Consider the following 26,520-nt stretch of genomic DNA (forward strand, 5'->3'; position numbering starts at 1 on the left):
GGGCTTCAACCGCGCGCCTTCTTCCACTCGGCGTACGCCGCGAGGGTTGCTTCGTTCGGCGGATAGGTGCCCGGCAGCGCCGCGCCCGCTTCGATGCGCTCGGTGATGAAACATTCGAGCGTTTCCTGCTCGGTGGCCGCCTGGGCGACTTCCTCGGCGAGATGGCGCGGAATCACCACCACGCCGTCGGCGTCGCCGACCAGGATGTCGCCAGGAAACACCGCCACACCGCCGCAGCCGATCGGCACGTTCAGATCGACGGTGTGGTGCTTGCAGAGATTGAGCGGCGCGGAGGCCCCCGCGCAATAGACCGGAATGCCGAGCGCGGCGATGGTCGCGCTGTCACGCACCGGGCCGTCCGAGACCATGCCCGCGACGCCGCGCACCTTCAGCCGCGTGGCCAGAATCGAGCCCATCGAAGCCGCATCGGTCACGCCGCGGCAATCCTGCACGAGCACCGCGCCGGGCGGCACGGTTTCGACGCCCTTGCGCTGCGGATGCTCGGGATTCTGGAACGCGCTCAACTGGTCGAGATCCTCGCGCGCCGGGATGTTGCGCATCGTGAAGGCCGGCCCAACGAGATTGGGCGTGCCGGGCGCCGGTGACGCCAGCGGCTTCACGCCCTGCACGAAGACGTTGCGCAGACCGTGCTTGAAAAGCTGGGTGGTGAGTGTGGCCGTGGAGACGTGGCGCAGTTGTTCGAGCGCTTGATCGCTTACGGGAATGGCGGGTGAATTCATCGTGTCTCGTCCGTTTTGTGGCGCGCGCAAGCGGCGCAGGCGGGTCGCCCGAGCGTCACGGGGATAGTCATCGGGCGCAATGACGGCATTGTTGTAATACAACACGAAAATTGTCAACCAGCCCGATGCGTCTCGCTTCCCGGCCGGTTATCGGACAACAGGCGCAGGCGCTGACACGCCGACTTTCGGGCCCATGTCCAGCGCCTGTGACAACGATTTCCCTCTTTCCTGACCACTCGCAAACTCGCTGCGGTTCCCAGGGAAATCCCCATCCAAACAAGATTTGCTTTACAACTTTGCCGCAAATAGAATGATGTCTTACATGACGACCCTGATCCGGGTTCGTCACGGACCCGTCGAGAAAACCGAAAAAAGCTGAACAGCGGGAGCGGGTCCGCAGGGTTGCATGACAAACGCGCGGCTACGCTCCCAGCAAGCGCACGCACACAATATCCATCAGGACGTCCGGCGGGCATCGCGCCCCACGGAACCCACGTCCGCCATAGCAGGAGACGAGCAGTGCAACGCAAGACTATCAAAGGGGTTCGGTGGTGGATCATCGGCCTCATCATGATCGGCACGATCTTCAACTATCTCGCGCGCAGTTCGCTTTCCGTGGCGGCGCCCACGCTCACGCAGACGCTGCACATGACCACCCAGCAGTACTCGTACGTGGTCACGGCCTTCCAGGCCTGCTATGCGCTCTCTCAGCCGATCGCCGGCTTCGTGCTCGACTCCGTCGGCGTCAAGATCGGCTTCGCGATCTTTGCGTTCGGCTGGGCCATCGCCAACATGCTGCACGGCCTCGCCGGCAGTTGGCCCGCGCTGGCGTTCTTCCGCGGCCTGCTCGGCATGAGCGAAGCCGCGATCTTCCCGGCCGGCATGAAGGCCATCAGCGCGTGGTTCCCGGCGAAGGAGCGCTCGGTCGCCACCGGCTGGCTCAACACCGGCACGTCGATCGGCGCGATGATCGCCCCGCCGCTCGTGGTCTGGTGCATTCTCAAGTACAACTGGCAGTTCGCGTTCGTGCTGACGGGCGGCGTCGCGCTGATCTGGGTCGCGCTGTGGCTCGTGTTCTTCAAGATGCCCGCCGAACACCCCAGGCTCTCGCAAGACGAAGCCGACTACATCCGCGCCGGTCAGACCGACGCGCAGAAGTCGAGCGTCGGCAAACGCGCGTCGTTCAAGGAAGTGCTCAAGACGCGCCGCTTCTGGGGCATCGGCATCCCGCGCATGCTCGCGGAACCGGCATGGCAGACCTTCGGCGCGTGGATTCCGCTCTACATGGTCACCGTGCGTCACATGAACCTGAAGGAAATCGCGCTGTTCGCGTGGATTCCCTTCCTCGCCGCCGACCTCGGCTGCCTGATCGGCGGTTACCTCGCGCCGCTCTTTATCCGCTGGTTCGGCTGCTCGCTCATCACGTCACGCAAGCTCGTCATCACGACCGGCGCGCTGCTGATGATTGGACCGGCCTGCGTGGGGCTCGTCGCCAGCCCGTATGCCGCCATCGCCCTCTTCTGCGTCGGCACCTTCGCACACCAGACGATCTCGGGCGCCCTGTTCACGCTCGCTTCCGATGTGTTCGGCCAGCATGAAGTCGGAACGGCCACGGGCCTGTCGGGGATGTTCGGCTACCTCGGCGCGACGGTGTTCTCGCTCATCGTCGGCGCACTGGCCAGCACGATCGGCTATAACCCTCTGTTCGTGTGCCTGATGCTGTTCGACCTGATCGGCGCGTGCGTCGCCTGGCGTCTGATCTCGAACCAGCAGCGCGACAATGTCGCCAGCGCCTCGCTGCAGGCCGCGCAGAACGCGAAAGCCTGATCGGTCTAACATCGGCCGGTGCCCGCGAGGGTGCCGGCTTTTGGCATTTGCTTTTGGCGTTTTTAGTGAGGTAAATCCACTGTGAAGAAAGTTGCATTGTCCGGCGCGGCCGGCCAGCTAGGCACCGTATTGCGCCGGGGTCTGCACGAGCGCGGCGTGAATCTGCGCTCGGCGGCCGGCACGAAGCCGCTTGAGCCGCTCTTCGATGGCGAAGACGTCATGCACGGCGACCTGCGCGATCCGGCCGTGGTCGACCGCCTGCTCGACGGCGTAGACGTGCTGATCCACATGGCGGGCACGAGCGTCGAGCGCCCGCTGCCCGAGATCATCGAGAACAACCTGCGCGGCCTCGTCGAAGTCTATGAAGGCGCGCGCCGTCACGGCACGCAGCGCATCCTGTTCGCCAGCTCGAATCACGCGATCGGCATGTATCCGGTCGAAGACAGGCTCGATCTGGACTGCGCGTTTCGCCCCGATGGTTTCTATGGCCTCTCTAAAGCCTGGGGCGAATCGCTCGCGCGCCTCTACTGGGACAAGCACGGCATCGAAACGGTGAACGTGCGCATCGGCAGTTGTTTGCCGAAGCCCACGGAGTTCCGCCATCTGAGCACGTGGTTCGGCCACGAGGATCTGTTCCATATGATCGACCGCGTCATCAACGTGGAATCGATCGGCTTCGCCGTGGTGTGGGGCGTGTCGAACAACACGCGCAGCTACTGGGCGCAGGAAGGCGCGAACGACGACGCGAAGCGTCTGGGCTACGAGCCGAAGCAGAACGCCGAAGACTGGGCCGCCGAAATCCTGGCGCAACAGAATCCGCTCGATGCCACCGCGCGGCGTTATCAGGGTGGCAGTTTCGCGAGCTTTGATTTCACGCCGGTTGAGAAGCGCGGGCGAAACAGCTGAACGCCCTTTTCCCCTGATACACAAAGCGCCTGCATGGCGCTTTTTTTAATGGTGCAGCATGTGCGTTTACAACACACCGGACTTGAAGATCATCTGCACCGCCGCCGCCAGCACACACACGAGCACTACGATACGAAACGCCAGCGGATGCAGCTTGTCGCGCAGCGGGCGGATCAGGAACATGCCGATAATCGCGGGCACGCTCGCCAGCGCGGAGATGCCGAGATCGGCGCCGTTCGCATGGGCGCCGCTGCCGAAGGTGGTAATCAGCGTCAGCACCGACACGACCAGAATAATCGCGATCTGCTTGGTGAACACGCGCCCGGTTGCGCCCGATGCGATCAGATACATCGCCAGCAGCGGTCCGGGCACCGACGCGATGCTCTCCATCAGCGCCGCGCCGAAACCGAGCGCAAACCCCACCGGCTTCACCAGCGCGGGCGACAACTTCAGCTTCGGCGACGCCAGCAGCAACGCGGCGGCCACGATCAGCGCGATACCCGACGCCGCCTGCGCGTGATGCGGCTCCAGCCGTATCAACAGCGACACCCCCACCACATTGCCGATCACGGTGCCGATCAGCGGCGCGGCGATCTGCCTGACGGTCTTCCAGAACTCGCCGCCTTCGAGCGCCTGCGGAATATTGCCGAGGATGATGGGCATCGAGAGCAGCAGCACCGCCTGCTTGACGGGCAGAAAGTGCGTGAGGATAGGCATGGCGACGAGCGGCACGCCGATGCCGGTCACGCCCTTCACCATGCCGCCGAGCACGAGCGCAATGGCGATACCGCAAAGCTGGAGCGCGTCGAGCGCCTGCATGTGCGGGAGCAGGACGCCCCCGGAAAGCTGGAAATCGAACATCGTTGACGAGGGGTGCGTGGAGGGGCGCCGATGGGCGCGGGGCTTTTTGAGACGCCGGGAGGATGATAGCGCATGCGCGCCAGCGACAAAGTTCCTGTAAGCCACCAACCCGCCAGGTGCTGATAGACTTTCGCCCACGCTGGCTTAGAGAACGCAATAACGCGCACAGCCGGCTGTCGATAACAACGCGGGGTTGATATGTCTATTCGCACACTGGCGATTCTTCTGGTCGCCGCCACTACGCTTGGCCTGACGGGCTGCAACACGATTGCCGGTTTCGGCCAGGACATCACGGACTCGGCGCGCACGGTTCAGCACGCGCTTTAAAACCCCTCCACGGCACCGCTTACCGATCGAAGCCCATCTGTGCGCGGCCCGAAGCAGTGAGATCATCAGCCGTCGCGCGGCCGATGAAATCCACTTCGAAATGATCCGCCGGAAAATCGGGCGGACTCTTGCCGTCCAGGAAAGCCGACAACTGCCGCTTCAGCCACGCATCGTTCTTCGCGCACCCAGGTGCCGAGGCGATATACATCACGTTGCTGTAGCCTTTGCCGCGATGCGCGTCTTCGACTGCGTGAATGACGTCGCTATGCCAGAACACCGTGTCGCCGGGTTGCATCGGCGGAATCGATGTCAGCGCGCGAAACAGCGGCGCGTGGTAGTCGGCCTTGATCGATAGCGCGCGTCCCGGCATCGCCCCACACAGATCGTCGTCGGCGATATCGTCCTGCAGCGCGCGCAGCAGGATGTAGGCCATCGAGTTTGCAATCGGCACCAGTTGCAGCGTCCCGTCGCCCGGTCCCTGCTGTGTGAGCGCCGTCCATCCCTGGAAAGTGCGGAACATCGAGCAAACCGCCGGCGACGCAATTTCCTCGACTTCCGTGCGCCATGCCGCATCGAACGGGTCATAGTCGCGCCAATTTCCCGAGAAAACGTGGCGATAGACCTTGCGGAAATTCGGCTCGATCCAGCGCTCGACCGAGCCGCCGTCACAATGCGCCGACAAACCCAGGGACTCCGAACCAGGCGGGCGACGACGCAGGCGGTCCGCGTAGACCGGCACGCGGTCGGGATCGAAATGCACGCGCCCTTCGCTTTCCGCACGCCAGAGTCGATTGAGAAAGACACGCACCTGTATGAGTTCGTTCGATTGGCGCGCGAGCACCTGCGGCTTCGACCAGTACACGCCGTAAATCTGGGGCTTGCTCGACGCGAGCTGGCCGAAATAATTATCTTCGGCACGATTCAGCAAGCGGGCATCGAGATGATTGCCCTCGACGTAGTCGGCGATATCGTTGTCCCATTGCTCCGCGAGCGAGCGTTCGAAGACATTGCGGATCACACAAGCACCGCGCGTTTTGACGAGCGCAATCTGCGCGTCGCTCACGCGGTTCTCCACGATGTCCTTGAACGCGATTTCCGGTATGACCGGCTCGCCACGGTCGCGCAGCGTCGCGATCGCTTCGGCCTGCTGGCTCAACGCCTCCTCGACCTCTGTGAACACTTCGCGGTAGTTGGGCAGTCTCTCGCGCAGTTCGCGCTTCGCCTCGCGGATGGCTACCGGAAGGTCATCGATTTGCAGGGCCATTGCGTCGTCTCCATGTGATGTTTTCGATACGTGGAGCGTACGCGGGCAGCCAATGCTTGCGTGATACTATCCAGCCAATGATTTCTCTGTTCCGGCCATGAAAGCAGCCTTCGAACTTGTCGATTTCGGCCACGACTGTTCGATACGGGTTTACCACCGCCAGTTGCGGCGCATTCCGTTCGAATGGCATCACCATCCTGAATACGAACTCACGCTGACCTTGAACAGTCAGGGCAAGCGCTATATCGGCGATTCGGTGACGAGCTATGGCGCGGACGACCTGGTTCTGGTGCCGCCCAATCTCCCGCACACCTGGGCGTCGAACCGCTCGATCGACGATGCCCAACCGCAGGTCGCCATCGTCGTCTGGTTCGACGGCGCGTGGGTCCGGCGTCTCGCCGACGTTTGCCCCGAGTACAACGGCTTATGCGATCTGTTGCGGCGCGCGGCCTGCGGCCTGGCCTTCGAGGAAGGCGCGGGAGCACGTATGCGGGATCATCTCGACCGTCTGCTGTCCGCGAAACCCCGCGAACGGCTGCATGCGGCCCTCGATGTTCTGGAGTTGCTCTCGACGCTGCCCGCCACGCCGCTCGCGTCGCCTGGCGCGTTCGACGCCAGGACCGGCGCGGCCAACGGCCACGAGTCCGATCAGATCAATCGCGTGCTTGCGTTGATCGAAACGCAATTCTCGCGTCCGCTTCGACTTTCGACGCTGGCCAAAGCGTCGGGACTTTCCGAACGCTCCTTGACGCGGCATTTCACGCATCATCTCGGCGAAAGCGTCGGGCGCTACATCAACCGCGTTCGCATTGGCCATGCTTGCCGGATGTTGACCGACACGCAAGCGCCGGTTTCGGTGATCGCCATGCGATCCGGGTTTCCCAACGCCGCGAATTTCAACCGACAATTCAAGGCGGTCAAAAGCATGACGCCGGTTGAATACCGGTTGCAGTTCACGAACACCAGTCAGGATGACGAATCAATGTCACCCAGACTGACCGAGCGTTCGGCTTCGCTTCAGAGGCGCGAAAGCAATCGCATCGATCGGAAACAACGCAAGGCGCGTAAATAAAAATCCGACGCTTCCGTGCTACGCGCACGAACGCTCGATCTTGGCCTCTCGTCTGGACCTTTCGTTGAGAATCTGATGGCGACGATGGTCGGTCATCTTCTTCCAGCTCCGGGCTTCCTCACGCGTTCGATAACAGCCTGTACAGAAGCCGGTTTTGCCGTCGAATGCACATAGGTCGACGCAGGGCGATTTGACAGCCACAGTTCAAGCCCCCACCCGGGTTGGATTCACTTCGACCGTCACGTGCGAGAGTTCCTTGAATTGCCTGAGTACCGCGTGGTAGAAGCCCGCGTTGCGCTGCAATTGACCGGTCGCCACGGATACGATCGCGCTCATATGGCCGGGACCGACGCGCCAGATATGGAGGTCGAGCACGGCATCGCCGTGATCCTCGATAACATGACGGACGTTCTCAGCCATGCGTTTGTCCAGATTCATGTCGAGCAGAATGCCACCTGTATCGCGCATCAAGCCCCACGACCAGTTTGCAATCACCAGTGCGCCGATCACGCCCGCAAGCGGGTCCATCCAGATCCAGCCAAACGCACGCGCCAGCAGCAAGCCGATGATCGCCAGCACGGAGACCGCCGCATCGGCAATGACGTGAACGTAGGCTGAGCGGATGTTGTGGTCGCGGCTCGCGGCCATCTGCGCATCGTCGTGATCGTGCTCATCTTCGTGGTCGTGAGCATGGTCGTGACCATGCCCATGATGGTGGCCGTGGTGATTGCCGCTCAGTAGCCAGACGCTCGCGAGATTGACCAGCAGCCCAAGCACGGCGATAGGTATCGCCTGACCGAAGTGGATCGGCACGGGCGAGAAGAAACGCGAGACGGCTTCGTATCCGATCAGCACGGCGATCATGGCGAGTACGATGGCACTGGTAAAGCCGGCCAGATCGCCCAGTTTGCCGGTGCCGAATACGAAGCGCCTGTCCGCCGCGTGCCTGCGTGCATAGGTATAAGCCAAAGCGGCGATCAGCATCGCGCCGGCGTGCGTCGACATATGCAGACCGTCCGCGACGAGTGCGAGCGAACCAAACAGGCTGCCGCCGACAATTTCAGCCACCATCATCGCGCTGCACAGCACGATCACCATCCACGTTCTGCGCTCGTTCTCCTCGTGGGCCGCGCCCAGGAAGATGTGATCGTGTCCCGCTCCGAACGCGGAATCCGACAATTGATTCATGGTTCTCTCTTACTTGAAGTAGCTGTGGACTATTTCAATCAATTGCTCGGTGCCGCTGCCGTGCTCGTCGTCATGCGGCTCGGCATCGACGAGATGCGTACGGATATGGTCTTCGAGAACCACGGCAAGCAAGCCGTTCATCGCGCCACGGCTACTGGTGACGAGCTGGAGCACATCCATGCAGCCGCGCTCTTCTTCCAGTGCTCGCTCGATGGCTTCGACCTGGCCCTTGATACGGCGAACCCGGTTGAGCAGCTTCTGTTTTTCGCGAATCGTGTGGCTCACTAGTGCCCCCTATATACCGTAGGGGGGTATATTAACCTGGATAGGGTACGGGGGTATACTTTTTGCGACCAGACAAGAAAAAAGCCCACCCGGCAAACGCCGGATGGGCCAATCTGTCTCGGAGCTGAAAAATCAGAAGCGGTGCACGATACCCACCGCACCGGCGAACTGGCTGCGCGACGAGGACGGCGCGCTGTTCTGGCCGTCACCGATATCGGCCGTGGCGTTGATGATGTCGCCCGCGCCGTTCGTGCCCAGCGTCTGGCCGCCGGCGCGCTGGTACGCTTCGACGAAGTACAGGCCCGTGCGCTTGGACAGGCTGTAGTACTGCGAAAGGTTGAACTGCTGATACGAGGCCGCGCTCGTGATGCCGTTGGCCTTGGTCGCGCGCGTGTAGCTGTAGCCCGCTGCAAGATCGAGCGCGACGAGCGGCTTGTAGTGCAGCACGACGCCGCCGGTGTTCCAGATCTGCGTATCGAAGAACTTCGAGCCCGTGCCCGCCACATATTGCACGTTCGAATACGACGCCGAAATATCCCACTGCGAGTTGAATGCGTAGCCACCCGTCACCGCGAGGCGCTGCTGCGTCTGCGCCGTCTGGAAGCCGTTGGTGACGCCCGACACGCCCGGTTCGCCATTGCTGTTCGCCGTCGAGCTGCTGCCCCAGGCGCCACCGCCGCTCGTCGAGTTGCTCAGACGCTCGAAGCCCACGGCAAGGCCCACCGGACCGTGGATATAGTTCGCCGCCACGCTCCACGACTGGCCCGCGCCCGTGCTGCCCGCCACACCGCCGAACGCATACATGCCGCTGAACGTGAAGCCCGAGAAGTTCGGCGAGGTATAGACGAGCGAGTTGTTGATCCGGTAGATCGTGTCCATCGAATCCAGATCGCCCGGGTGCGCGCCGTAGGCGCCCGTGAGCCAGTTGGTCGGGCTATAGGCGGAGAGCAGCGTGTAGTACGGCGCGTACTGGCGGCCCGCCGTGAGCGTGCCGTAGTTCTGGTTGGCAATGCCAACAAATGCGGCGCGGCTGAACATCAGGTTCGTGGTCGATTGCGCGCCGTTCGCCGAGTTGTAGCCTTCTTCGAGCTGGAAGATCGCGCGCGTGCCGCCGCCGAGGTCTTCGCTGCCCTTCAGGCCGAAGCGCGAACCGGCCCACACGCCCTGCACCATCTTGACGGCCGAATGGCCGCCCGAATTGCTGCCGAGCGCCGCCGAGCTGCTTTGATAACCAATGCCGGTATCGACGATACCGTACAACGTGACGCTGCTCTGGGCGTGCGCGCCCAGTGCGGCGAGTCCAAGCGTGGAAGCGAGAATGGTCTTCTTCATCTGTACTCCTGATTTAATCGTTGTGATGTACTGCTTTTTTAACTACTCGTGGATCTCTTTGCGAGAGTGCTCCTCCGCTCCGGCATAGAGCGCCGCGAGGGTGATGCCCACGCGATGCCCTACGCCTTCACTTGCGAATCCCTGCGTCCTTAATGGATCTCAGGTTCGCCGCCAGCTTCGGTATTACCGCTGCAACCGCCCGCGCCTTCGCGCTGCATGAAGTCGAATTCGCAGCCGTTGTTGGCCTGCATCACGTGCATCTGGTACATCGCGCCATAGCCGCGCTTGAAGCGCGGTTCCGGTGCGACCCAAGCGGCCTTGCGGCGCGCCATTTCCTCGTCGGAGATCAGCACGTTCAAGCGGCGCTCCGGCACGTTCAACTCGATCAGATCGCCGTCCTGCACCAGCGCGAGCGGGCCGCCGATGAACGATTCCGGCGCCACGTGCAGCACGCACGCGCCGTAGCTCGTGCCGCTCATGCGCGCATCCGAAATACGCAGCATGTCGCGCACGCCCTTTTGCAGGATCTTCTGCGGAATCGGCAACTGGCCCCACTCGGGCATGCCAGGCGCCCCCACCGGACCGGCGTGCTGAAGCACGATCACGCTGTTCTCGTCGCATTCGAGGTCTTCACTGTCGATGCGCGCGGCCATGTCGTTATAGTCCTTGAACACCACGGCCTTGCCCGTATGCACGTGCAGGCGCTTTTCCGCGGCTCCCGGCTTGATCACCGCGCCATCCGGCGCGAGATTGCCGCGCAGCACGGCAAGACCCGTATCGGGCATCAGCGGCTTCGCGCGGCGGTAGATCACCTCTTCGTTGTAGATCTCGGCGTCGGCGATGTTTTCGCCCAGCGTCTTGCCGTTGACCGTCATCTGCGTTCCGTCGATCAGATCGCCGAGTTCCTTGAGCATCGCGCGCAGGCCGCCCGAATAGTAGAAGTCCTCCATGAGGTACTTGCCGGTCGGGCGGATGTTCGCGAGCACCGGCGTGCGGCGCGCGATGTCATCGTATTGGGCGAGCGTCAGATCCACACCGGCGCGGCGCGCGAGCGCGATCATGTGAACAATGGCGTTGGTCGAACCCGACAGCGCGAGGCAGGTCGTCACGGCGTTATCGACCGCCTTACGCGTGATGATGTCCGAGGGCTTGAGGTCTTCCCACACCATCTCTACGATGCGCATGCCGGTTTTGGCCGACATCTGCGCGTGGCGCGAGTCCGGCGCGGGAATCGAAGCGAAGCCCGGCAGCGTGAAGCCCAGCGCTTCCGCCGCGCTCGTCATGGTCGATGCGGTGCCCATCGTCATGCAGTGGCCCGGCGAGCGAGCGATGCCGCCTTCGACGCCCTGCCAGTCCTCTTCGGTGATCTTGCCGGCGCGCAGGTCGGCCCAGTACTTCCAGGTGTCCGAACCCGAGCCGAGCGTCACGCCGTTCCAGTTGCCGTTGAGCATCGGGCCGGCGGGCAGGAAAATCGTGGGCAGATCCATCGAGATCGCGCCCATCAGCAGCGCGGGCGTGGTCTTGTCGCAGCCGCCCATCAGCACGACGCCATCGGCCGGATACGAGCGCAGCGTCTCTTCCGCTTCCATCGCGAGGAAGTTGCGATAGAGCATCGTCGTGGGTTTCTGGAACGGCTCGGAGAGCGTCTGCACCGGCAACTCGATCGGGAAGCCGCCGGCCTGCCAGATGCCGCGCTTGACCTCTTCCACGCGCTGCTTGAAGTGCGTATGGCAGGGGTTGATCTCGCTCCACGTGTTGAGGATCGCGATCACCGGCTTGCCCGCATACTCCTCGCGGCTGTAGCCCATCTGCGCCGTGCGCGAGCGATGGCCGAACGAACGCAGGTCGTTCACGCCATACCAACGGTGGCTGCGCAGTTCTTCGGGGGTCTTTCGCTTGTTGCTCATCTTGCGTTGCTCCAGGTGTTTCCGCGGATGTGTTTCATTGGGACCGCCAAGGGAGACCGCCGGCGCTTCCCTAGCGCTGTTCCTTCACGCGCGACACGAGTTGTGTCGGGCTGACGAACTGCAGCGCGACCAGCACCCATGCGAGCGTGATCGCCATGTAGATCATCGCCATGGCGTCGATGGACTGCGGCGCGCGCACGCCCGTCGAGAACACTGCGTAATACAGCGCGACGACGAGGGTTTGCGTGTCGGGTCCGGCGGTAAAGAAAGTGAGTTCGAACATGCCGATCGTGCGCACCAGCACGAGCAGCCCGGCCGCCAGCATCCCCGGCACGAGGAGCGGCAGCAGTACGTAACGGAAATAACGCAGCGTGTTGGCGCCAAAAATACGCGCTGCCGATTCCAGATTCGGATCGATCTGCTCGATAAACGGCGTCATCACCAGAATCACGAAGGGCAGCGCGGGCACGAGGTTCGCGAGGATCACGCCGGTCAATGTCCCCGCGAGGCCGGTCTGATACATCGCCGTGGCCATCGGTATCCCGTAGGTCACCGGCGGCACCATCAGCGGCAGCAGGAACACGAACATGCAGATGCGCTTGCCCGGAAACTGCGCGCGCGCAAGCGCGTAAGCGGCGGGCACGCCGAGCGCGATGGACAGCAGCACGACCGCGCCCACGACTTCGAACGTGACCCACAGCACGCTGCCCAACTGGAAGTCGCGCCACGCCTGCGCATACCAGTGCAGCGTGAAGCCTTGCGGCAGCGGCGTGCCGAACCAGCGCGTGGCGATGGAATTCACGCCCACCGTGGCGATCAGCAGCAGCACGTTGAGCAGGAAGAACACCACGCCGCCCCAGACGATCACTTTCCAAAGAATATCGGGCACGCTTGCGCGGGTTTTGACGCGCGGCACGTTGGTGGTATTCGTGGCGCTGTCGTCGCGCGTGGAAGTATTCGCGTGCAGGCCGGCTGCATTGCGTTGATGGGCGGTCATCAGCCTTTTCCTCCGCTCACCGGGCCCGAATAGAAGTAGCGCTTTGCGCTGAGCATCGCGGCCACGACGACGAGCTGCACGAAGCCCATCGCGATCGCGATGGTCGAGGCGAGCGAATAATCGTAGCTCTCGAACGCCGCTTCCGAAGCCGCGATCGAAATCACGCGCGTGGGACCGGCTGGCGCGCCGAGCAGCACCGCCGAAGGAAACACCGAATAAGCCTGCACGAACGACAGACACGCGGCCATCGTGAGACCCGGCGCGAGCAGCGGCAGATAGATCAAACGAAACTGCTGCCACGGACCTGCGCCGAGCGTGGCGGCCGCGCGCGCGAGCGTCGGGTCGATACCGGTCACGTAAGAGAGCGTCAGCAGGAACGCGAACGGAAAACCCGACACGATCAGCGAAATCAGCACGCCCCAGTAGTTGTGCGTGAGGCGAATCTCTTCGCTCGTGTAGAGATGCAGCGCGTGCAACGCCTGCGGAAACCAGCCGTTCGGGCCGAAGTAGCTGAGCATGCCGTCGGCGATCAGCACGGTGCCGAGCGTGACGGGAATCACAAGCAACGTCGTCACCAGCTTCTGATACGGCGATTTACGGCGCAGCGCGAACGCGACCGGCAGCGACAGCCCTACGTTGATGATCGTCGCGGGCACGGCCAGTTTGAGCGTGACGAACACGGTCGGCCACAGCGCGAGATCGTGAAAGAACTGCACGTAGTTCGCGAGCATACCGCCGCCGTTCATCGGCTTGAACGACAGCACGAGGCCGTAGGCGAACGGATAGAGAAACAGCGCGATGATGAAGCCGAGCGCGGGCGCGACGAGCCAGCCGCGCGCGTCGCGCGGCGCCTTGGTGAGCGACGACACCAGCGTGCTCATGCGGCACGCTCCGCATAGGCCAGCACGCGCGACGGCGCGACGCGCAGCGTGGCGCGCTCGCCTGTTTCGAATTCGCCCGCCACGCGTGCCCACAGCTTGCCGAACGGCGCATTGGCGAGCAGCAGCGAATCGCGGCCGCCATATTCGACCATCTCGACTTCGACGTCGAAGGCATTGGCGTCGCCCGCGTTGGCGCGCTCGAAATCCTCGGGCCGCATCGCCACGGAAATCTCGCTGCCCGTCACTTCGCCCATCGGCACGCCCGTGAGCGTGATGCCCGACGCCGACATCGCGATATGCTCGCCGCGCTCGCCGCTCACGGCGAACGGCAGCACGTTGCGATAGCCCATGAAGCGCGCGACATGCAGATTCGCGGGACGGCTATAGACTTCCCTGGGCGTGGCGACCTGCTGCACGACACCCTCTTTCATCACGACGATGCGGTCCGCCATCGACAGCGCTTCGTCCTGATCGTGCGTGACGTAAATCGTCGCGCGTTCGAGCTGGCTGTGAATACGGCGGATTTCCGCGCGCATTTCGATGCGCAGTTTGGTGTCGAGGTTCGAGAGCGGCTCGTCCATCAGCACGAGCGGCGGCTCGATGACGATCGCGCGCGCGATCGCGACGCGTTGCTGCTGGCCGCCCGAAAGCTGGCCCGGCAGCTTGCTTTCATGCCCGACGAGCTGCACGAGCTGCAGCGCCGCGCGCGCGCGGCGCTTCGCCTCGTCGCGCGGCACGCCCTGCATTTTCAGGCCAAAACCCACGTTCTCCAGCACGCTCATATGCGGAAACAGCGCGTAGTTCTGGAACACCATGCCGAAGCCGCGCTTTTCGGGCGGCAGCACGTCGATGCGCTGATCGTCGAGCCAGATGCTGCCGCTCGTGAGCGGCTGCAAGCCCGCGATGCAGTTGAGCGCCGTCGATTTACCGCAGCCCGAGGGGCCGAGCAGCGCAATGAATTCACCGCGGCGAATGTCGAGATCGAGCCCGCGCAGCGCCGCAAGCTGCGCGCCCTCCGCGCTGGCGAAACTCCGACACACCGCGTCCAGACGCAGACGATCGAAAGAACGCTTCATGACACCTTCCTGACCACGTGATCCACTCACCTATCCGAGGCCAGGCCGCGAGCGGCGCTCGAAGCCTGGCGTCGCGCCCTTTACCCCTTTTGCCCCTTTACTGCGACTTCTGCGAGCCGACTTCGCGGTCCCATTTCTGGAACGCCGCGACCATCGCCTGCGCCGAAAGCGGCTGGACGTGCGGATACTGCGTGAGCCACTTCGCGTACTCAGGACGGCCGAACTTCGCGATCACGTCCTGACTCTGCTTCGGCGCCATCGCGAGCGTTACACCGCTCACGGCCGGGCCCGGATAGAAGTAACCATCGTCATAAGTCATGGCCTGCTGCTGCGGCTCCAGCATGAAATTCATCAGCTTGAGCAGCACCGCGAGCTTTTCCTTCGACACGCCCTTCGGCACCACCATGAAGTGCGCGTCGTTCACCCACGTCATGTTGTCGAAGGCCTGCACCCTGAATTCGGCGGGCACGATGCCGAGCGCACGCGGGTTGATGTCCCAGCCCGTCACGGTCACGGTCATGTCGCGCGTGCCCTCGCCCAGCTCCTTCATCACCGCCGAGGTGCCGCCCGGGTAATACGGCACGCAAGAATTCAGCTCTTTGAGAAAGGCCCAGGTCTTGTCCCAGCCGTTGACAGGGTCTTGCGGATTCTTGTCGCCGAGCAGATACGGCAGGCCCATCAGGAAGGTGCGGCCAGGGCCCGAATTGGCCGGGCGCGCGTAGATCAGCTTGCCGGGATTGGCCTTGCAGTACGCCAGCAGTTCGGCGGGCGTGTGCGGCGGCTTGGCGACCTTCGCGGGGTTGTATTCGATGAGCGGCCCGGCCGGCATATACGAGACTTCGAGTCCGTAGCCCTGCGCGAGATCCTGCATTTTGCGCGGACCCGGCGCGTATTTGTCGAGCACGCCCGGCAGCGCCGCCGACTGATCCGGCAGCAGCTTCGTCCAGAGGTTCTGCTCGATGCCCGCGGCGAGCGCGTCGGTGCCCGTGAGAACGAGATCGATATCGGCGCGGCCTGCGGCCTGCATCGCCTTGATCTTGCCGGGCAGTTGCGGCGCGGGCGCGTTGGTGTAAGTGATATTGGAGACGAGATTCGGATACTTCGCCTTGAACGCCTCGAAGGCCTTCTGCGTGAGTTGCAGATTGCCGGCCACGTCGACAATGTTCAGGGAAACGGGATCAGCCTTCGCCGCGCTCACGCCGAGCGCCGCCACGGCCGCCACACAAACGGCCAGCACCCTGGCCTTAAAGCGTCCATCGAACATCGCATCTCCTCACTCTGTTTATGGAATTTTTTCTTCGCGGCTGCGGTTGTTGTGTTGTGCTTTCGCGGGCCGTTTTAGCCAGCTTTTGTCTACAGCGCCGCGATCAAAGGATGCCGAACCACACATCAAGTTGTCAAGCAACGTAAAGGCCGACGTAAGGACTTTTGTCGGCGTGATCTGCAAGGCTTGTCGCCAGCCCTGCGAGAAAGGCGCTTGCAACGATTCTGCAAGCGCCTTCGGCAGGTTTTTAACGCTTACTTGCGCACCAGCTCGCCGTCGCGCAGACGCCACAGCGCGAGCGGGTTGTCGTCCTGCAGCGCGGCGGGCAGCAGTTCGGCCGGCAGATCCTGATAGCAGACCGGGCGCAGGAAACGCTCGATCGCCATCGCGCCCACCGAAGTCGTGCGCGCGTCGGACGTGGCCGGGAACGGGCCGCCGTGCACCATCGCGTACGACACTTCGACACCGGTCGGGAAGCCGTTCGCAAGAATGCGGCCCGCCTTGCGCTCCAGCACCGGCAGCAGGCGTGCGGCCATCGCGTAGTCGTCGCGGTCGATGTGCAGCGTGGCCGTGAGCTGGCCTTCGAGCTGTTCGGCCACGCGCGCGAGTTCGGCTTCGTCGCGGCAAGCCACGACGATCGAGGTCGGCCCGAAGATCTCGTCCGACAACGCATGCTGCGCGAGGAACTGCTCCGCGCCGGTCTTGAACAGCAGCGGCAGCGCGGCGCAATGCGCGTCCGTCTGCGTGCCAACGGCCAGTTGCTCGACGCCCGGCACCGTTTTGCGCGCCGCCACGGCTTCGTCATACGCCGAAGCGATGCCCGCCGTCAGCATGGTCTGCGACGGCTTGCCCGCGAGCGCCGCGCTCGCGGCCTGCACGAAGCGGTCGAGCTCCGGCGAATCGATCGCGAGCACGAGGCCCGGATTCGTGCAGAACTGGCCGACGCCCAGCGTGAGCGAATCGACGAAACCCTGCGCCAGCGTCTCGCCGCGCGCGGCCACCGCTGACGGCAGCACGAACATCGGGTTGATGCTGCTCATTTCGGCGTAGACGGGGATCGGCTCGGCGCGCTGCGCGGCGATGTGCGCGAGCGCAAGGCCCCCACGGCGCGAACCCGTGAAGCCCACCGCCTTGATGGCCGGATGCGCGACCAGCGCTTCGCCCGTTTCGTTGCCGCCGCCGAAGATCAGCGAGAACACGCCCTCGGGCAGACCGACATCGGCGACCGCCTGCTGGATCGCGCGCCCGACGAGTTCCGAGGTGCCCGGATGCGCCAGGTGCGCCTTCACGACCACGGGACAACCGGCGGCCAGCGCCGAAGCCGTATCGCCGCCCGCCACCGAAAACGCCAGCGGGAAGTTGCTCGCGCCGAACACGGCCACGGGACCGAGGCCGATGCGCTGCGCGCGCAGATCCGAACGCGGCAGCGGCTTGCGATCCGGCAGCGCCGAATCGAGCACCGCGCCGCACCAGCGGCCGTCGCGCACCAGCGAGGCGAAGAGGCGCAACTGACCGACCGTGCGGCCGCGCTCGCCTTCGAGGCGCGGCTTGGGCAGCGCCGATTCCAGATGCGCGCGTTCGATCAGCTCATCGCCGATGCCGAGAATGCGTTCGGCGATCGCTTCGAGCAGTTGTGCGCGCGTTTCATGCGGCGCGGCGCGGAAGGCGTCGAACGCCTGCGCCGCGAGTTCGCAGGCGCGCGTGACTTCGGCCTTGCCGCCGAGGCCGAAAGACGGCTCGATGTCGCGGCCGAGCGCAGGCGCGAAGGCGCGCATCTCGCCCGCCTGGCCGCGCACAACCTGCGCGCCCAGCAGCATGGATCCAGTGATGGGCATGTTCGCTCCGTTCAGTTCAGTTCAATCGGTGCGCTTAGGCGTGCGCTGCGGCAAGCGACTGCTCGAACGCCAGCAGTTCCTTCGCCGCTGCGCCGATGGCGGGCAGCGCTTCAGCCGGCGACTGCGAAAGCAGCGGCAGGATCGGGCCCATGTCGGCGATGCCGGAAAGCGTCACGGCGTCGTGCAGCACGCGGATCAGCGAGATGTCGTCGCGCAGCGTTTCGAGCGGCATGAAGGCGTCGTAGAGACGTTGCGCATCGTCGGCGCGGCCTTCCTTGGCGGCCTTGAGCAGCGCCATGATGGCGTGCGGGGCGATGCAGCCCGAACCCGTGGTCCACGCGGCCAGACCGAAGTCGCGCACGTGCACCAGCGCGGGACGCTCGCCCATGCCCGAGACGACCTTCGAAGACGGCACGCTTTGCAGCAGGCGGCGCAGATACGGATCGTTGGCCGGATCGGCGCGCACGATGGCGTACTTGACGGCGATCAGCGTGCCACGCTCGATCAGGCGCACGAGCGTGTCGACATCGACGTAATCCTCGCTCTTGATATAGAGCGTGAGCGGAATGCCCGCGGTATCGGCAATGCGCGTGAGGCCAGCCTCGACGCCGGCGGGCGTGGCGAAGCCGGCTAGCGGCAGCACCATGGCCGTCCGGTACTTCGTCTGCGCGAGGATGCGGGCCTGATCGAGCATCTTGCCGTAGTCCGGGCCGATGGCCGGGATCACGCGCGTTTCGGGCGCGGTCAGGTCGGCCAGCATGTCCAGCAGCTCGCGGAATTCGCTGACGGCGACGTGATAGAGGTTGGCGTTGCCGCCATAGAGCAGCGTGCGGATGCCGCCCGCTTCCATGTGGCGAATGAGCTTGCCGTTGGCTTCAACGTCGAGCGATAAATCGGGGCGGCGTGCCAGGGGGGGCACCGCCATCACGGTCGAAGCGAATTCGCTCTCGACGATCGGGGACACGTTCATGAGGCCTCGTGCTGGGATAGGGAGTTGTCGATACCCCGCACAGTAGCACCGGCCTTGTTTAGTTGTCAAACAACTTTGTGATTTGTTAGGGTTTGTTCGGGGGGCTCGCCAAACGCCGTCCGGTGCGCCCGCTTTGCGCTGGCGTGGTTTTCGCCTCTCTGCGCCAAATTCGGAATCTTCTTGTTGTCTCAAACAAGATACTTCGCAACCATTAGCTGTCGCCATCGATGATGGTAAACATTTTAAAATAGGAGCTATGGCTAATGATGCGCCTTATTTTATGCATTGGAGATAAACCGGAAACCGGCGGCTATATCGAGCACGATTCCACTTCGAAACCGCCTACGATCGCTGGTTCCTGCGTGGCGTTTATCGGGAGCAAATCGTTCTGCAACGTCTGCAAAAACTTTGGGTTGATTGAAAAATCTGGAGGCCCGTCTCGCCGCAGACACGGAGAAAGGGAGCTTGCTTTGGATGGTGATATCTTGCGCTGTCAGTGCGCAAATCCGCCCAAAATGAAAGCGACGACGCAATCCACGTCATGCCACAACGATGGCATTGAACGCCTTGGGGCAGTCATTTCAGCGGAGAATGTGTACCCTTCCGATTTACCATGCGTGAACACCCTATTTGACGAGCAAGTTCGGATCATCGTCCCCACTGAATGCCAAGGTTATCCCTATAAAATCGAATTACCAGACGGCCGCGTCATCAAAGGATGCGTAAGCGAGAACGGAATGCTACCGCGCGTGAATACGGGAATTTGCGGCGACGTATACTACGTCGATTGGGGTGATGAAGCCCTGACGAGGCATTGAACGATGCCAAACAAGAGAACCGGCATCCAGACGAACTCCACGCCAAACTCGGTCAAGGAAATTAAACTCCGGATTTTGACCTTCAACGAGCTATGGGAGAACTATCCGAGCGGAAATCCATACAATAATCCGGCCTACCCAGATCAATGCGCCATTCGTTTAAGTGTCGCCTTTCATCGGGTAGGCATAGAAATGAAATCCTTCTCATCAAATTTAATCAGACCTCTATCGGGTCAACCATCCATTGGCCGGATTATTCTCGATGGAAAAGCTACCGCGACGCGTGCAAACGAACTCGCAGAGTGGTTAAGATTTCGCCCAATCGCAAGCCTGGGTAAAACCGAGGACATTACCGGGAAAGACTGGCTATCCAGAATCAAAGGGCGAACCGGCATTATTATGTTTGACGGCTACTGGCCTCGTGACGGGGAAACCGCTGAAAGTGCGAGCGGCGGACACATTGATCTCTGGAACGGGACAAAGCTTACTGGCATCGGAACGGGCTTTCGCGTGAACTGGAATATCGTGATTCCGGGAATATGGGAAGATTTCCGCAAATCCCGCACGATTCTCTTTTTTCCTCTCAAATGAAAATCACGAAGTTGGTATTCGGAGCGGTTCTTGGTGCAACCCTCGCTACGGTCGTCTCGTGGGGAGGACTGTATCTCTACGGTGCACTTCGGCCAGCGGGCAGTCTCTTCGATTCCGATCCGCAATCGGCGACTCTCTTTTTCACAATATGGCTCTCGCTGGCGGCGATAGCTTCGATGATCAGCGGCTATTTCATCTCGCGCCGATGAAGGACCCTGTTTCGGCGCTGATTTCATCAGACAAATATTCGACGAACACCGCCTACCAAATCCCCCTACATCCTGACAACCCGCCGCGTCTATTCTTCCCCTAAAAGCAACAAAAGCGGCATCACGTCACTTTTCAGAAATCAGCTTTCCGCCATCGGCACGCCGCAAGGAAGAGCGAACAAAACTGCCAGCAACCCACTGATTCACAAAAGAAATTCCAGCGCTCGAACGCACAGCGGCTAAAGCTGCATCCACCGCCAATCCACCTCCCGCTGCCCTCCCCCTACCCCCAATGAAATTGATTATTGTAAAATTCTTCGATAATCATGGAACCGGTTCCAATTACCATTGCCCCGCAAAGCGGCCCAGGCTAAAAGTCGGTCCCCGCAAACGGCACGGCCAGATCAGGCCATGCCGAATTGATACAGAATCCAATCATGTCCGAATCTCCTCTCACGTCACGCCGGGGCTTCCTGCGCACGGCAGTGGTGCTCGTTCCGGCAAGTGGCGCGCTCGCGGCCTGCGAGGGCGGCTCGCAGCCGTCTGCCGGCACGGCGCAGCCGGGCGGCAGCCAGCCCGCAGGCGCGGCAGGCCAGTCCGCGCAGACCGAATACAAGCCCCGCTTCTTCGATGCCCGCGAATGGACCTTCCTGCGCGCGGCCGTCGATCGTCTGATCCCCGCCGATGCCGAAGGCCCCGGCGCGCTCGATGCGGGTGTGCCCGAATTCATCGATCGCCAGATGGATACGCCCTACGCGCACGGCGCGCTCTGGTACATGCAGGGTCCGTTCCAGCAGGGCATTCCGGAACTCGGCTATCAACTGAAGCTGGTGCCGCGCGATCTGTACCGCCTCGGCATCGCGGCGGTCAATGCGTATTGCTCGAAGGCGTACGGCAAGGCGTTCGATGCGCTCGACGCCAGCACGCGCGACGCGGTGCTCGGCGCGCTCGAAGCGGGCAAGGTCGAGTTGGACGGCGTGCCGGCCAAGGTGTTCTTCGGCCAGTTGCTGCAGAACACGCGCGAAGGCTATTTCTGCGATCCGATCCACGGCGGCAACAAGGACATGGCCGCGTGGAAGATGATCGGCTTTCCCGGCGCGCGCGCCGACTTCATGGATTTCGTGAACCAGAACGGTAAGGCCTACCCGTACGGTCCGGTTTCGATCAACGGGGAACGCACGTAATGGCGATCAAGAAACCTCATGTAGACGCGGTCGTCGTCGGCTTCGGCTGGACCGGCGCGATTCTTTCGAAGGAACTCACGGAAGCAGGGCTGTCCGTGGTGGCGCTTGAGCGCGGCGAGTATCGCGACACCTATCCGGACGGCGCGTACCCGAACACCATCGACGAGCTGACCTACAACATTCGCAAGAAGCTCTTTCTCGATCTCTCCAGGACCACCGTTTCGATCCGTCACGGCGCGGGCGACACGGCGCTGCCCTATCGTCAGCTCGCGGCCTTCCTGCCCGGCGAAGGCGTCGGCGGCGCGGGTCTGCACTGGTCGGGTGTGCACTTTCGCATCACGCCGGAAGAGCTGCGTCTGAAGAGCCATTACGAAGAGCGCTACGGCAAGAAGTTCATCCCCGATGGCATGACGATCCAGGATTACGGCGTCAGCTACGACGAACTCGAACCGCATTTCGACTTCGCGGAAAAGGTCTTCGGCACTTCGGGCCAGGCGTACAAGGTGGGCGACAAGGTCGTAGGCGACGGCAACGTATTCGAAGCCCGCCGCAGCGACAATTTTCCGTTGCCCGCGCAACTGAATACGTACTCGGCGCAGCGCTTTTCCGATGCCGCCAAATCGCTCGGCCTGCATCCGTACCGCCTGCCGTCGGCCAATACCTCGGGTCCATACACGAACCCCTATGGCGTGCAGATGGGCCCGTGCAACTTCTGCGGCTACTGCAGCGGCTATGCGTGCTACATGTACTCGAAGGCCTCGCCGAACCTGAATATTCTGCCCGCGCTCAAGCAGGAAAAGCACTTCGAACTGCGCGCGAAATGCCACGTGCTGCGCGTCGAGCTCGACGATTCGAAGAAGCGCGCAACCGGCGTCACCTATGTCGATCCGTCGGGTCAGGAAGTGTTCCAGCCCGCTGATCTCGTGATCGTCTCGGCGTTCCAGTACCACAACGTGCACCTGCTGCTGCTCTCGGGCATCGGCAAGCCGTATGACCCGGTGTCGGGTGAAGGCGTGGTGGGCCGCAATTTCGCCTACCAGAACCTCTCGACCATCACCGCGTTCTTCGACAAGGACACGTACACGAATCCATTCATCGGCGCGGGCGGCAACGGCGTGGCCGTGGACGACTTCAACGCCGACAACTTCGACCACGGGCCGCTCGGTTTCGTCGGCGGCTCGCCGCTGTGGGTGAACCAGGCGGGCGTCAAGCCGATCAGCGGCATCGCCACGCCGTCGGGCACACCGAACTGGGGCTCGCAGTGGAAGAAGGCCGTGAAGGACCACTACGCGCACACCGTTTCGATGGACGCGCACGGTTCGAACATGTCGTATCGCGATGTGTTCCTCGATCTCGATCCCACCTATCGCGATTCGTACGGTCAGCCGCTCCTGCGCATGACCTTCGACTGGAAGGACAACGACATCAAGATGGCGCAGTACGTGACGGGTCAGATGAAGAAAATCGCCGAGGCGATGGGCCCGCAGGCCATCAACGTCTATACGCGCGAATTCGGCGCGCGCTTCGATTCGCGCCGCTACCAGACCACCCATCTCGTGGGCGGCGCGGTGATGGGCACGGACCCGAAGACGAGCGTGATCAACCGCTATCTGCAGAGCTGGGATGTGCACAACGTATTCGTGATGGGCGCGTCCGCGTTCCCTCAGGGCATCGGCTACAACCCGACGGGTCTGGTCGCCGCGCTTGCTTACTGGTCGGCGAAGGCCATCCGCAATCAGTATCTGAAGAACCCCGGCCCTCTGGTGAGCGTGTGACGAGCCGCATGAAGACGATCTTTTCCCCCACGCGCCTTGTGCGCATGACGGTTGCGGCCGCAACGTTCTCCGCCGCGGCGCTGACTGCGCCGCTTACCGCCAGCGCAGCCGATGCGCCCGCCGCCACCAACAAGGCCGATGCCGCGCTGATCGCGCACGGCGAATATCTCGCGCGCGCCGGCGACTGTATCGCCTGCCACACCACGAAAGGCGGCAAACCCTTCGCGGGCGGTTTGAAATTCGACACGCCGATCGGCGCGATCTACTCGACCAACATCACCCCGGATGCCGATACCGGCATCGGCAAGTGGAGTTACGAGGACTTCGCCAAGGCCGTGCGCGAAGGCGTGCGCCCGAACGGCGAGACGCTCTATCCGGCGATGCCCTTCCCGTCCTACGCGCGTCTTTCCGATGACGACATGAAGGCGCTCTACGCGTACTTCACGCAGGGCGTGGCGAGCGTCACGGCGCAAAACCGCGCGGTGGACATTCCCTGGCCGCTCTCGATGCGCTGGCCGCTCGGCATCTGGCGCGCGATGTTCGCGCCGAAGGTGCAGGCGTTCGATCCGTCGCATTACAACGATGCGATCGTCTCGCGCGGCGCGTATCTGGTGCAGGGTCTCGGCCATTGTGGCGCGTGCCACACGCCGCGCGCGCGCACGATGCAGGAGCTCGCGCTGACCGATCTCGAAGGCGACGACTTCCTCGCAGGCGGCGCGCCGATCGACGGCTGGGTGCCCGCGAGCCTGCGCGGTAATCCGCGTACCGGCATCGGCGCGTGGAGCGAGGACGACATCGTCCAGTTCCTGAAAACAGGCCGCAATCTGCACACGGCGGCGTTCGGCGGCATGACCGACGTGGTCCAGCACAGCATGCAGTACATGACCGATGCCGATCTGCTCGCCATGGCCCGCTATCTGAAGACGCTGCCGTCGAGCGACGCGAAGGAAACGCCGTACGCCTACGATGCCGCCGCCAGTCACGCGCTGCAAAGCGGCGATGCCAGCGCGCGCGGCGCGGCGGTCTATCGCGACAACTGCATGGCCTGCCACCGTAGCGACGGACACGGCTACACGCGCGTGTTCCCCGCGCTCGGCGGCAACCCCGTCGTGCAGGGCACGGACGCCACTTCGCTGATCCACGTGCTGCTCACGGGCGCCGCGCTGGAAGGCACGAAGACGGCGCCTTCGACCTTCACGATGCCGGCGTTCGGCTGGCGCCTCTCCGACCAGGAAGTCGCCGACGTGGCCACCTTCGTGCGCACGAGTTGGGGCAACACCGGCGCGCCGGTCAGCGCCGGCGACGTCGCCAAGGTGCGCAAAACCGTGAGCGTCGCCGTGCCCGAGTTGCCGCCGGGTGCTTCGCTCAAGCGCTAAAACGTTCCGGCGTTGAGACTTCGATGCGCTGAGTCATGCAGCGCATCGAATAAAGCACCAACGGCACTGGCGCCTTCACCACGACTCCGTAAAATCCACGCCTTTTTTCCGCGCGCAGGCCGCGGACCGCCACGCGTTTGTTCGCGAGGCGGTCGGTTCTTGCGCGCATAACAAGAGACCGCAGCATGGCGGTCCATCTCTCATCGAGACAACACATGATGAAAAAACACCTGATCTCTGCACCGATTCTGATGTCGCTCGCGGGCGTCGCGGCGGCGCAGGGCTCCGTCACGCTCTACGGAATCGTCGATGCGGGCATCACCTACCGCAGCAATGAACGCACCGGCAGCCCGGGCGCGTATCAAGGCCATTCGGACGTGGGCGTGACGAGCGGCAACCTCTCGGGTAGCCGCTGGGGGCTCAAGGGCCAGGAAGACCTCGGCAACGGTCTTGCCGCGATCTTCCTGCTCGAAGACGGCTTCGACATCAGCAACGGCACCTCGGGACAAGGCGGCCGCCTGTTCGGCCGCCAGGCCTTCGTGGGCCTCAGCGACAAGCAATACGGCTCGCTCACGATGGGCCGCCAGTACACCTCGCTCAACGACTTCGTGTCGCCCGTCGCGCCGGTCAGCGTGCTGGGCGGCTTCGGCGCGCATCCCGGCGATATCGACGATCTGGATCAGACCACGCGCGTCGACAACTCGGTCAAGTACACGAGCGCGAACTACTCGGGCTTCACGTTCGGCGCGTTGTACGGCTTCGGCGGCCAGCCAGGCAGCCTCAAGCGCAAGAACACGTGGAGCGTGGGCGGCAGCTACGCCAACGGTCCGCTGCAGGTGGGCGTGGGCTACGAGCGCTCAGACAACAGCAAGACGGGCCTCACCGATACCACCTACGGCAAGTGGCAAGGCACCTACGACGGCACCTTCAACTCGTCGATCAACGAAGGCTATGCGAGCGCGCAATCGCAACAGGTGATCGCGGCGGGCGCGACGTGGGACTTCGGCGCGGCGCTGGTGGGTGTGAACTACAGCAACGTGCAATACAAGGCCGGCACGAACTCGCTTTACTCGGGCACGGCGAACTTCAATATCGCCGGTGTGTTCGGCATGTGGAACGTGCAGCCGCGCGCGCACCTGTTCGCGGGCTACAGCTACACGCGCGGCAGCAAGGTCGACGGCCTCGACGATGCAGCGCAATACCACAACGTCTCGCTCGGCGCGCTTTACGATCTGTCGAAGCGCTCGACCGTGTACCTGCTCGCGGGCTATCAGCACGCTTCGGGCATGACGCTCGACGCGCTCGGCGAGCCGGTGGCGGCGACGGCATCGGTGTCGGACAAGGGCAACAGCCATTCGTCGGCGGCACAGTCGCAGGCAATCGTGAGCGTGGGCTTCCGTCAGAAGTTCTAAGCACCACAATGCAACAGGGCACGCGGCGCTCATGCGCGGCGTGCCCTGTGTGGGATCCGTCCAGCGGGCGAACCTTTACGTGATTCGATCAGGAATCCATATCAATCCTGACAAATCCGGAAAACTTCAGTGCAGAACCTCGGGACGCGCGAGCAGGCCGATGAATTCCTCCATCGAAAGCGCCGGGGCAAGCTCGGAGAGCGTCGAATAGATCACGGTGTCATAGATGGCCGAGCCCGCTGCCGATTCCAGTTCGACGCCGGCGACGGCGGCGCGATACTCCGCACGCTCGTGGGCGATCGAGAGAATCAGCTGAGCTTCGGATTTGGAGAATGGCGTCTTCATATCCTGGCTAACGGCGTCGGCGCAGCAACCTTTAGGGCAAGGCGCGGTAAGAAACCGCCTCTCCGCACGCAAGCAGAA

25 protein-coding genes are annotated in these 26,520 nt (G+C 63.1%); 10 read left to right on the forward strand and 15 right to left on the reverse strand.

Annotated features, from left to right (window positions below):
* Positions 1-5 precede the first annotated feature (5 nt).
* Entirely contained in the window at positions 6-740 is a 735-nt protein-coding gene (locus B0G62_RS12990) for a ribonuclease activity regulator RraA (RefSeq protein WP_103704590.1), read from the reverse strand.
* A gap of 519 nt (positions 741-1,259) precedes the next feature.
* Between B0G62_RS12990 and B0G62_RS12995 the strand changes: the two genes are divergently transcribed.
* The gene (locus B0G62_RS12995) at positions 1,260-2,567 is read left to right on the forward strand and encodes an MFS transporter (protein ID WP_407671155.1); all 1,308 of its coding nucleotides are present in this window, start codon (positions 1,260-1,262) and stop codon (positions 2,565-2,567) included.
* 81 nt (positions 2,568-2,648) lie between these two features.
* Positions 2,649-3,473: an NAD-dependent epimerase/dehydratase family protein gene (locus tag B0G62_RS13000; protein WP_103704591.1), complete on the forward strand. Its 825-nt coding sequence runs from the start codon at positions 2,649-2,651 to the stop codon at positions 3,471-3,473.
* Between the two features lie 66 nt (positions 3,474-3,539).
* Here the strand turns inward: B0G62_RS13000 and B0G62_RS13005 are convergent, their stop codons facing one another.
* On the reverse strand, positions 3,540-4,334 hold the full coding sequence (locus B0G62_RS13005; protein WP_103704592.1) for a sulfite exporter TauE/SafE family protein: 795 nt from the start codon (positions 4,332-4,334) through the stop codon (positions 3,540-3,542).
* A gap of 198 nt (positions 4,335-4,532) precedes the next feature.
* On the opposite strand from B0G62_RS13005, the gene B0G62_RS32485 reads away from it, so the two are divergent.
* Positions 4,533-4,661, forward strand: coding sequence for a hypothetical protein (locus tag B0G62_RS32485; RefSeq protein ID WP_279629751.1), 129 nt, complete (start codon positions 4,533-4,535; stop codon positions 4,659-4,661).
* A gap of 19 nt (positions 4,662-4,680) precedes the next feature.
* Here B0G62_RS32485 and B0G62_RS13010 read toward each other — a convergent pair whose 3' ends face one another.
* Positions 4,681-5,925 carry a DUF1479 domain-containing protein gene (locus tag B0G62_RS13010; RefSeq protein WP_103704593.1) on the reverse strand — a complete coding sequence of 415 codons (1,245 nt, stop codon included), beginning with the start codon at positions 5,923-5,925 and terminating at the stop codon, positions 4,681-4,683.
* Between the two features lie 97 nt (positions 5,926-6,022).
* On the opposite strand from B0G62_RS13010, the gene B0G62_RS13015 reads away from it, so the two are divergent.
* A complete protein-coding gene (locus B0G62_RS13015) occupies positions 6,023-6,997 on the forward strand; it encodes a helix-turn-helix domain-containing protein (protein WP_103704594.1) in 975 nt (324 codons plus the stop codon).
* 18 nt (positions 6,998-7,015) lie between these two features.
* Here the strand turns inward: B0G62_RS13015 and B0G62_RS13020 are convergent, their stop codons facing one another.
* From B0G62_RS13020 to B0G62_RS13070, 11 genes are all read right to left on the reverse strand, one after another.
* Complete coding sequence (locus B0G62_RS13020) at positions 7,016-7,198, reverse strand: DUF1289 domain-containing protein (RefSeq protein ID WP_103704595.1); 183 nt, start codon at positions 7,196-7,198, stop codon at positions 7,016-7,018.
* Between the two features lie 3 nt (positions 7,199-7,201).
* Positions 7,202-8,185 (reverse strand): CDF family Co(II)/Ni(II) efflux transporter DmeF, encoded by a 984-nt coding sequence (gene dmeF / locus B0G62_RS13025; protein ID WP_103704596.1) that lies wholly within the window; start codon positions 8,183-8,185, stop codon positions 7,202-7,204.
* Between the two features lie 9 nt (positions 8,186-8,194).
* Entirely contained in the window at positions 8,195-8,470 is a 276-nt protein-coding gene (locus B0G62_RS13030) for a metal/formaldehyde-sensitive transcriptional repressor (protein WP_103704597.1), read from the reverse strand.
* A 132-nt stretch (positions 8,471-8,602) separates the two neighbouring features.
* The gene (locus B0G62_RS13035) at positions 8,603-9,802 is read right to left on the reverse strand and encodes a porin (RefSeq protein WP_103704598.1); all 1,200 of its coding nucleotides are present in this window, start codon (positions 9,800-9,802) and stop codon (positions 8,603-8,605) included.
* A 149-nt stretch (positions 9,803-9,951) separates the two neighbouring features.
* On the reverse strand, positions 9,952-11,709 hold the full coding sequence (gene araD, locus B0G62_RS13040) for an L-arabinonate dehydratase (RefSeq protein WP_103704599.1): 1,758 nt from the start codon (positions 11,707-11,709) through the stop codon (positions 9,952-9,954).
* Positions 11,710-11,779: 70 nt separating this feature from the next.
* On the reverse strand, positions 11,780-12,706 hold the full coding sequence (locus tag B0G62_RS13045; protein WP_103704600.1) for an ABC transporter permease: 927 nt from the start codon (positions 12,704-12,706) through the stop codon (positions 11,780-11,782).
* Entirely contained in the window at positions 12,706-13,587 is an 882-nt protein-coding gene (locus B0G62_RS13050) for an ABC transporter permease (protein WP_103704601.1), read from the reverse strand. The genes B0G62_RS13045 and B0G62_RS13050 overlap by 1 nt, the downstream gene beginning before the upstream one ends.
* Positions 13,584-14,663, reverse strand: a complete 1,080-nt coding sequence (locus B0G62_RS13055; RefSeq protein ID WP_103704602.1) for an ABC transporter ATP-binding protein — start codon at positions 14,661-14,663, stop codon at positions 13,584-13,586. Before B0G62_RS13055 ends, B0G62_RS13050 begins: the two co-directional genes overlap by 4 nt.
* 97 nt (positions 14,664-14,760) lie before the next feature.
* Entirely contained in the window at positions 14,761-15,927 is a 1,167-nt protein-coding gene (locus B0G62_RS13060; protein ID WP_103704603.1) for an ABC transporter substrate-binding protein, read from the reverse strand.
* 254 nt (positions 15,928-16,181) lie between these two features.
* Positions 16,182-17,762: an aldehyde dehydrogenase (NADP(+)) gene (locus B0G62_RS13065; RefSeq protein WP_103704604.1), complete on the reverse strand. Its 1,581-nt coding sequence runs from the start codon at positions 17,760-17,762 to the stop codon at positions 16,182-16,184.
* 34 nt (positions 17,763-17,796) lie between these two features.
* Positions 17,797-18,732, reverse strand: coding sequence for a dihydrodipicolinate synthase family protein (locus B0G62_RS13070; protein ID WP_103704605.1), 936 nt, complete (start codon positions 18,730-18,732; stop codon positions 17,797-17,799).
* Positions 18,733-18,995: 263 nt separating this feature from the next.
* Between B0G62_RS13070 and B0G62_RS31235 the strand changes: the two genes are divergently transcribed.
* From B0G62_RS31235 to B0G62_RS13105, 6 genes are all read left to right on the forward strand, one after another.
* Positions 18,996-19,550: a PAAR domain-containing protein gene (locus B0G62_RS31235; protein WP_146055264.1), complete on the forward strand. Its 555-nt coding sequence runs from the start codon at positions 18,996-18,998 to the stop codon at positions 19,548-19,550.
* Positions 19,551-19,553: 3 nt separating this feature from the next.
* Positions 19,554-20,141: a T6SS effector amidase Tae4 family protein gene (locus B0G62_RS13075; protein ID WP_103704606.1), complete on the forward strand. Its 588-nt coding sequence runs from the start codon at positions 19,554-19,556 to the stop codon at positions 20,139-20,141.
* A 646-nt stretch (positions 20,142-20,787) separates the two neighbouring features.
* Complete coding sequence (locus tag B0G62_RS13085) at positions 20,788-21,534, forward strand: gluconate 2-dehydrogenase subunit 3 family protein (protein ID WP_103704608.1); 747 nt, start codon at positions 20,788-20,790, stop codon at positions 21,532-21,534.
* Positions 21,534-23,309, forward strand: a complete 1,776-nt coding sequence (locus tag B0G62_RS13090) for a GMC family oxidoreductase (RefSeq protein ID WP_103704609.1) — start codon at positions 21,534-21,536, stop codon at positions 23,307-23,309. The genes B0G62_RS13085 and B0G62_RS13090 overlap by 1 nt, the downstream gene beginning before the upstream one ends.
* Before the next feature lie 44 nt (positions 23,310-23,353).
* Positions 23,354-24,685, forward strand: a complete 1,332-nt coding sequence (locus tag B0G62_RS13095) for a cytochrome c (protein WP_244193228.1) — start codon at positions 23,354-23,356, stop codon at positions 24,683-24,685.
* Positions 24,686-24,903: 218 nt separating this feature from the next.
* Entirely contained in the window at positions 24,904-26,097 is a 1,194-nt protein-coding gene (locus tag B0G62_RS13105; protein WP_103704723.1) for a porin, read from the forward strand.
* 126 nt (positions 26,098-26,223) lie between these two features.
* Here the strand turns inward: B0G62_RS13105 and B0G62_RS13110 are convergent, their stop codons facing one another.
* Positions 26,224-26,442 (reverse strand): hypothetical protein, encoded by a 219-nt coding sequence (locus tag B0G62_RS13110; protein WP_103704612.1) that lies wholly within the window; start codon positions 26,440-26,442, stop codon positions 26,224-26,226.
* Positions 26,443-26,520: the final 78 nt, after the last annotated feature.

It is taken from the genome of Paraburkholderia eburnea, assembly GCF_002917095.1.
Lineage (GTDB): Bacteria > Pseudomonadota > Gammaproteobacteria > Burkholderiales > Burkholderiaceae > Paraburkholderia > Paraburkholderia eburnea.

Excerpts from the sequence above, each read along its gene's own strand:
- B0G62_RS12990 (WP_103704590.1), bottom strand. The coding sequence starts at position 740 with ATGAATTCACCCGCCATTCCCGTAAGCGATCAAGCGCTCGAACAACTG.
- B0G62_RS13005 (WP_103704592.1), bottom strand. The coding sequence starts at position 4,334 with ATGTTCGATTTCCAGCTTTCCGGGGGCGTCCTGCTCCCGCACATGCAG.
- B0G62_RS32485 (WP_279629751.1), top strand. The coding sequence starts at position 4,533 with ATGTCTATTCGCACACTGGCGATTCTTCTGGTCGCCGCCACTACGCTT.
- B0G62_RS13010 (WP_103704593.1), bottom strand. The coding sequence starts at position 5,925 with ATGGCCCTGCAAATCGATGACCTTCCGGTAGCCATCCGCGAGGCGAAG.
- B0G62_RS13015 (WP_103704594.1), top strand. The coding sequence starts at position 6,023 with ATGAAAGCAGCCTTCGAACTTGTCGATTTCGGCCACGACTGTTCGATA.
- dmeF (WP_103704596.1), bottom strand. The coding sequence starts at position 8,185 with ATGAATCAATTGTCGGATTCCGCGTTCGGAGCGGGACACGATCACATC.
- B0G62_RS13035 (WP_103704598.1), bottom strand. The coding sequence starts at position 9,802 with ATGAAGAAGACCATTCTCGCTTCCACGCTTGGACTCGCCGCACTGGGC.
- araD (WP_103704599.1), bottom strand. The coding sequence starts at position 11,709 with ATGAGCAACAAGCGAAAGACCCCCGAAGAACTGCGCAGCCACCGTTGG.
- B0G62_RS13045 (WP_103704600.1), bottom strand. The coding sequence starts at position 12,706 with ATGACCGCCCATCAACGCAATGCAGCCGGCCTGCACGCGAATACTTCC.
- B0G62_RS13050 (WP_103704601.1), bottom strand. The coding sequence starts at position 13,587 with ATGAGCACGCTGGTGTCGTCGCTCACCAAGGCGCCGCGCGACGCGCGC.
- B0G62_RS13055 (WP_103704602.1), bottom strand. The coding sequence starts at position 14,663 with ATGAAGCGTTCTTTCGATCGTCTGCGTCTGGACGCGGTGTGTCGGAGT.
- B0G62_RS13060 (WP_103704603.1), bottom strand. The coding sequence starts at position 15,927 with ATGTTCGATGGACGCTTTAAGGCCAGGGTGCTGGCCGTTTGTGTGGCG.
- B0G62_RS13065 (WP_103704604.1), bottom strand. The coding sequence starts at position 17,762 with ATGCCCATCACTGGATCCATGCTGCTGGGCGCGCAGGTTGTGCGCGGC.
- B0G62_RS13070 (WP_103704605.1), bottom strand. The coding sequence starts at position 18,732 with ATGAACGTGTCCCCGATCGTCGAGAGCGAATTCGCTTCGACCGTGATG.
- B0G62_RS31235 (WP_146055264.1), top strand. The coding sequence starts at position 18,996 with ATGATGCGCCTTATTTTATGCATTGGAGATAAACCGGAAACCGGCGGC.
- B0G62_RS13075 (WP_103704606.1), top strand. The coding sequence starts at position 19,554 with ATGCCAAACAAGAGAACCGGCATCCAGACGAACTCCACGCCAAACTCG.
- B0G62_RS13085 (WP_103704608.1), top strand. The coding sequence starts at position 20,788 with ATGTCCGAATCTCCTCTCACGTCACGCCGGGGCTTCCTGCGCACGGCA.
- B0G62_RS13090 (WP_103704609.1), top strand. The coding sequence starts at position 21,534 with ATGGCGATCAAGAAACCTCATGTAGACGCGGTCGTCGTCGGCTTCGGC.
- B0G62_RS13095 (WP_244193228.1), top strand. The coding sequence starts at position 23,354 with ATGACGGTTGCGGCCGCAACGTTCTCCGCCGCGGCGCTGACTGCGCCG.
- B0G62_RS13105 (WP_103704723.1), top strand. The coding sequence starts at position 24,904 with ATGAAAAAACACCTGATCTCTGCACCGATTCTGATGTCGCTCGCGGGC.
- B0G62_RS13110 (WP_103704612.1), bottom strand. The coding sequence starts at position 26,442 with ATGAAGACGCCATTCTCCAAATCCGAAGCTCAGCTGATTCTCTCGATC.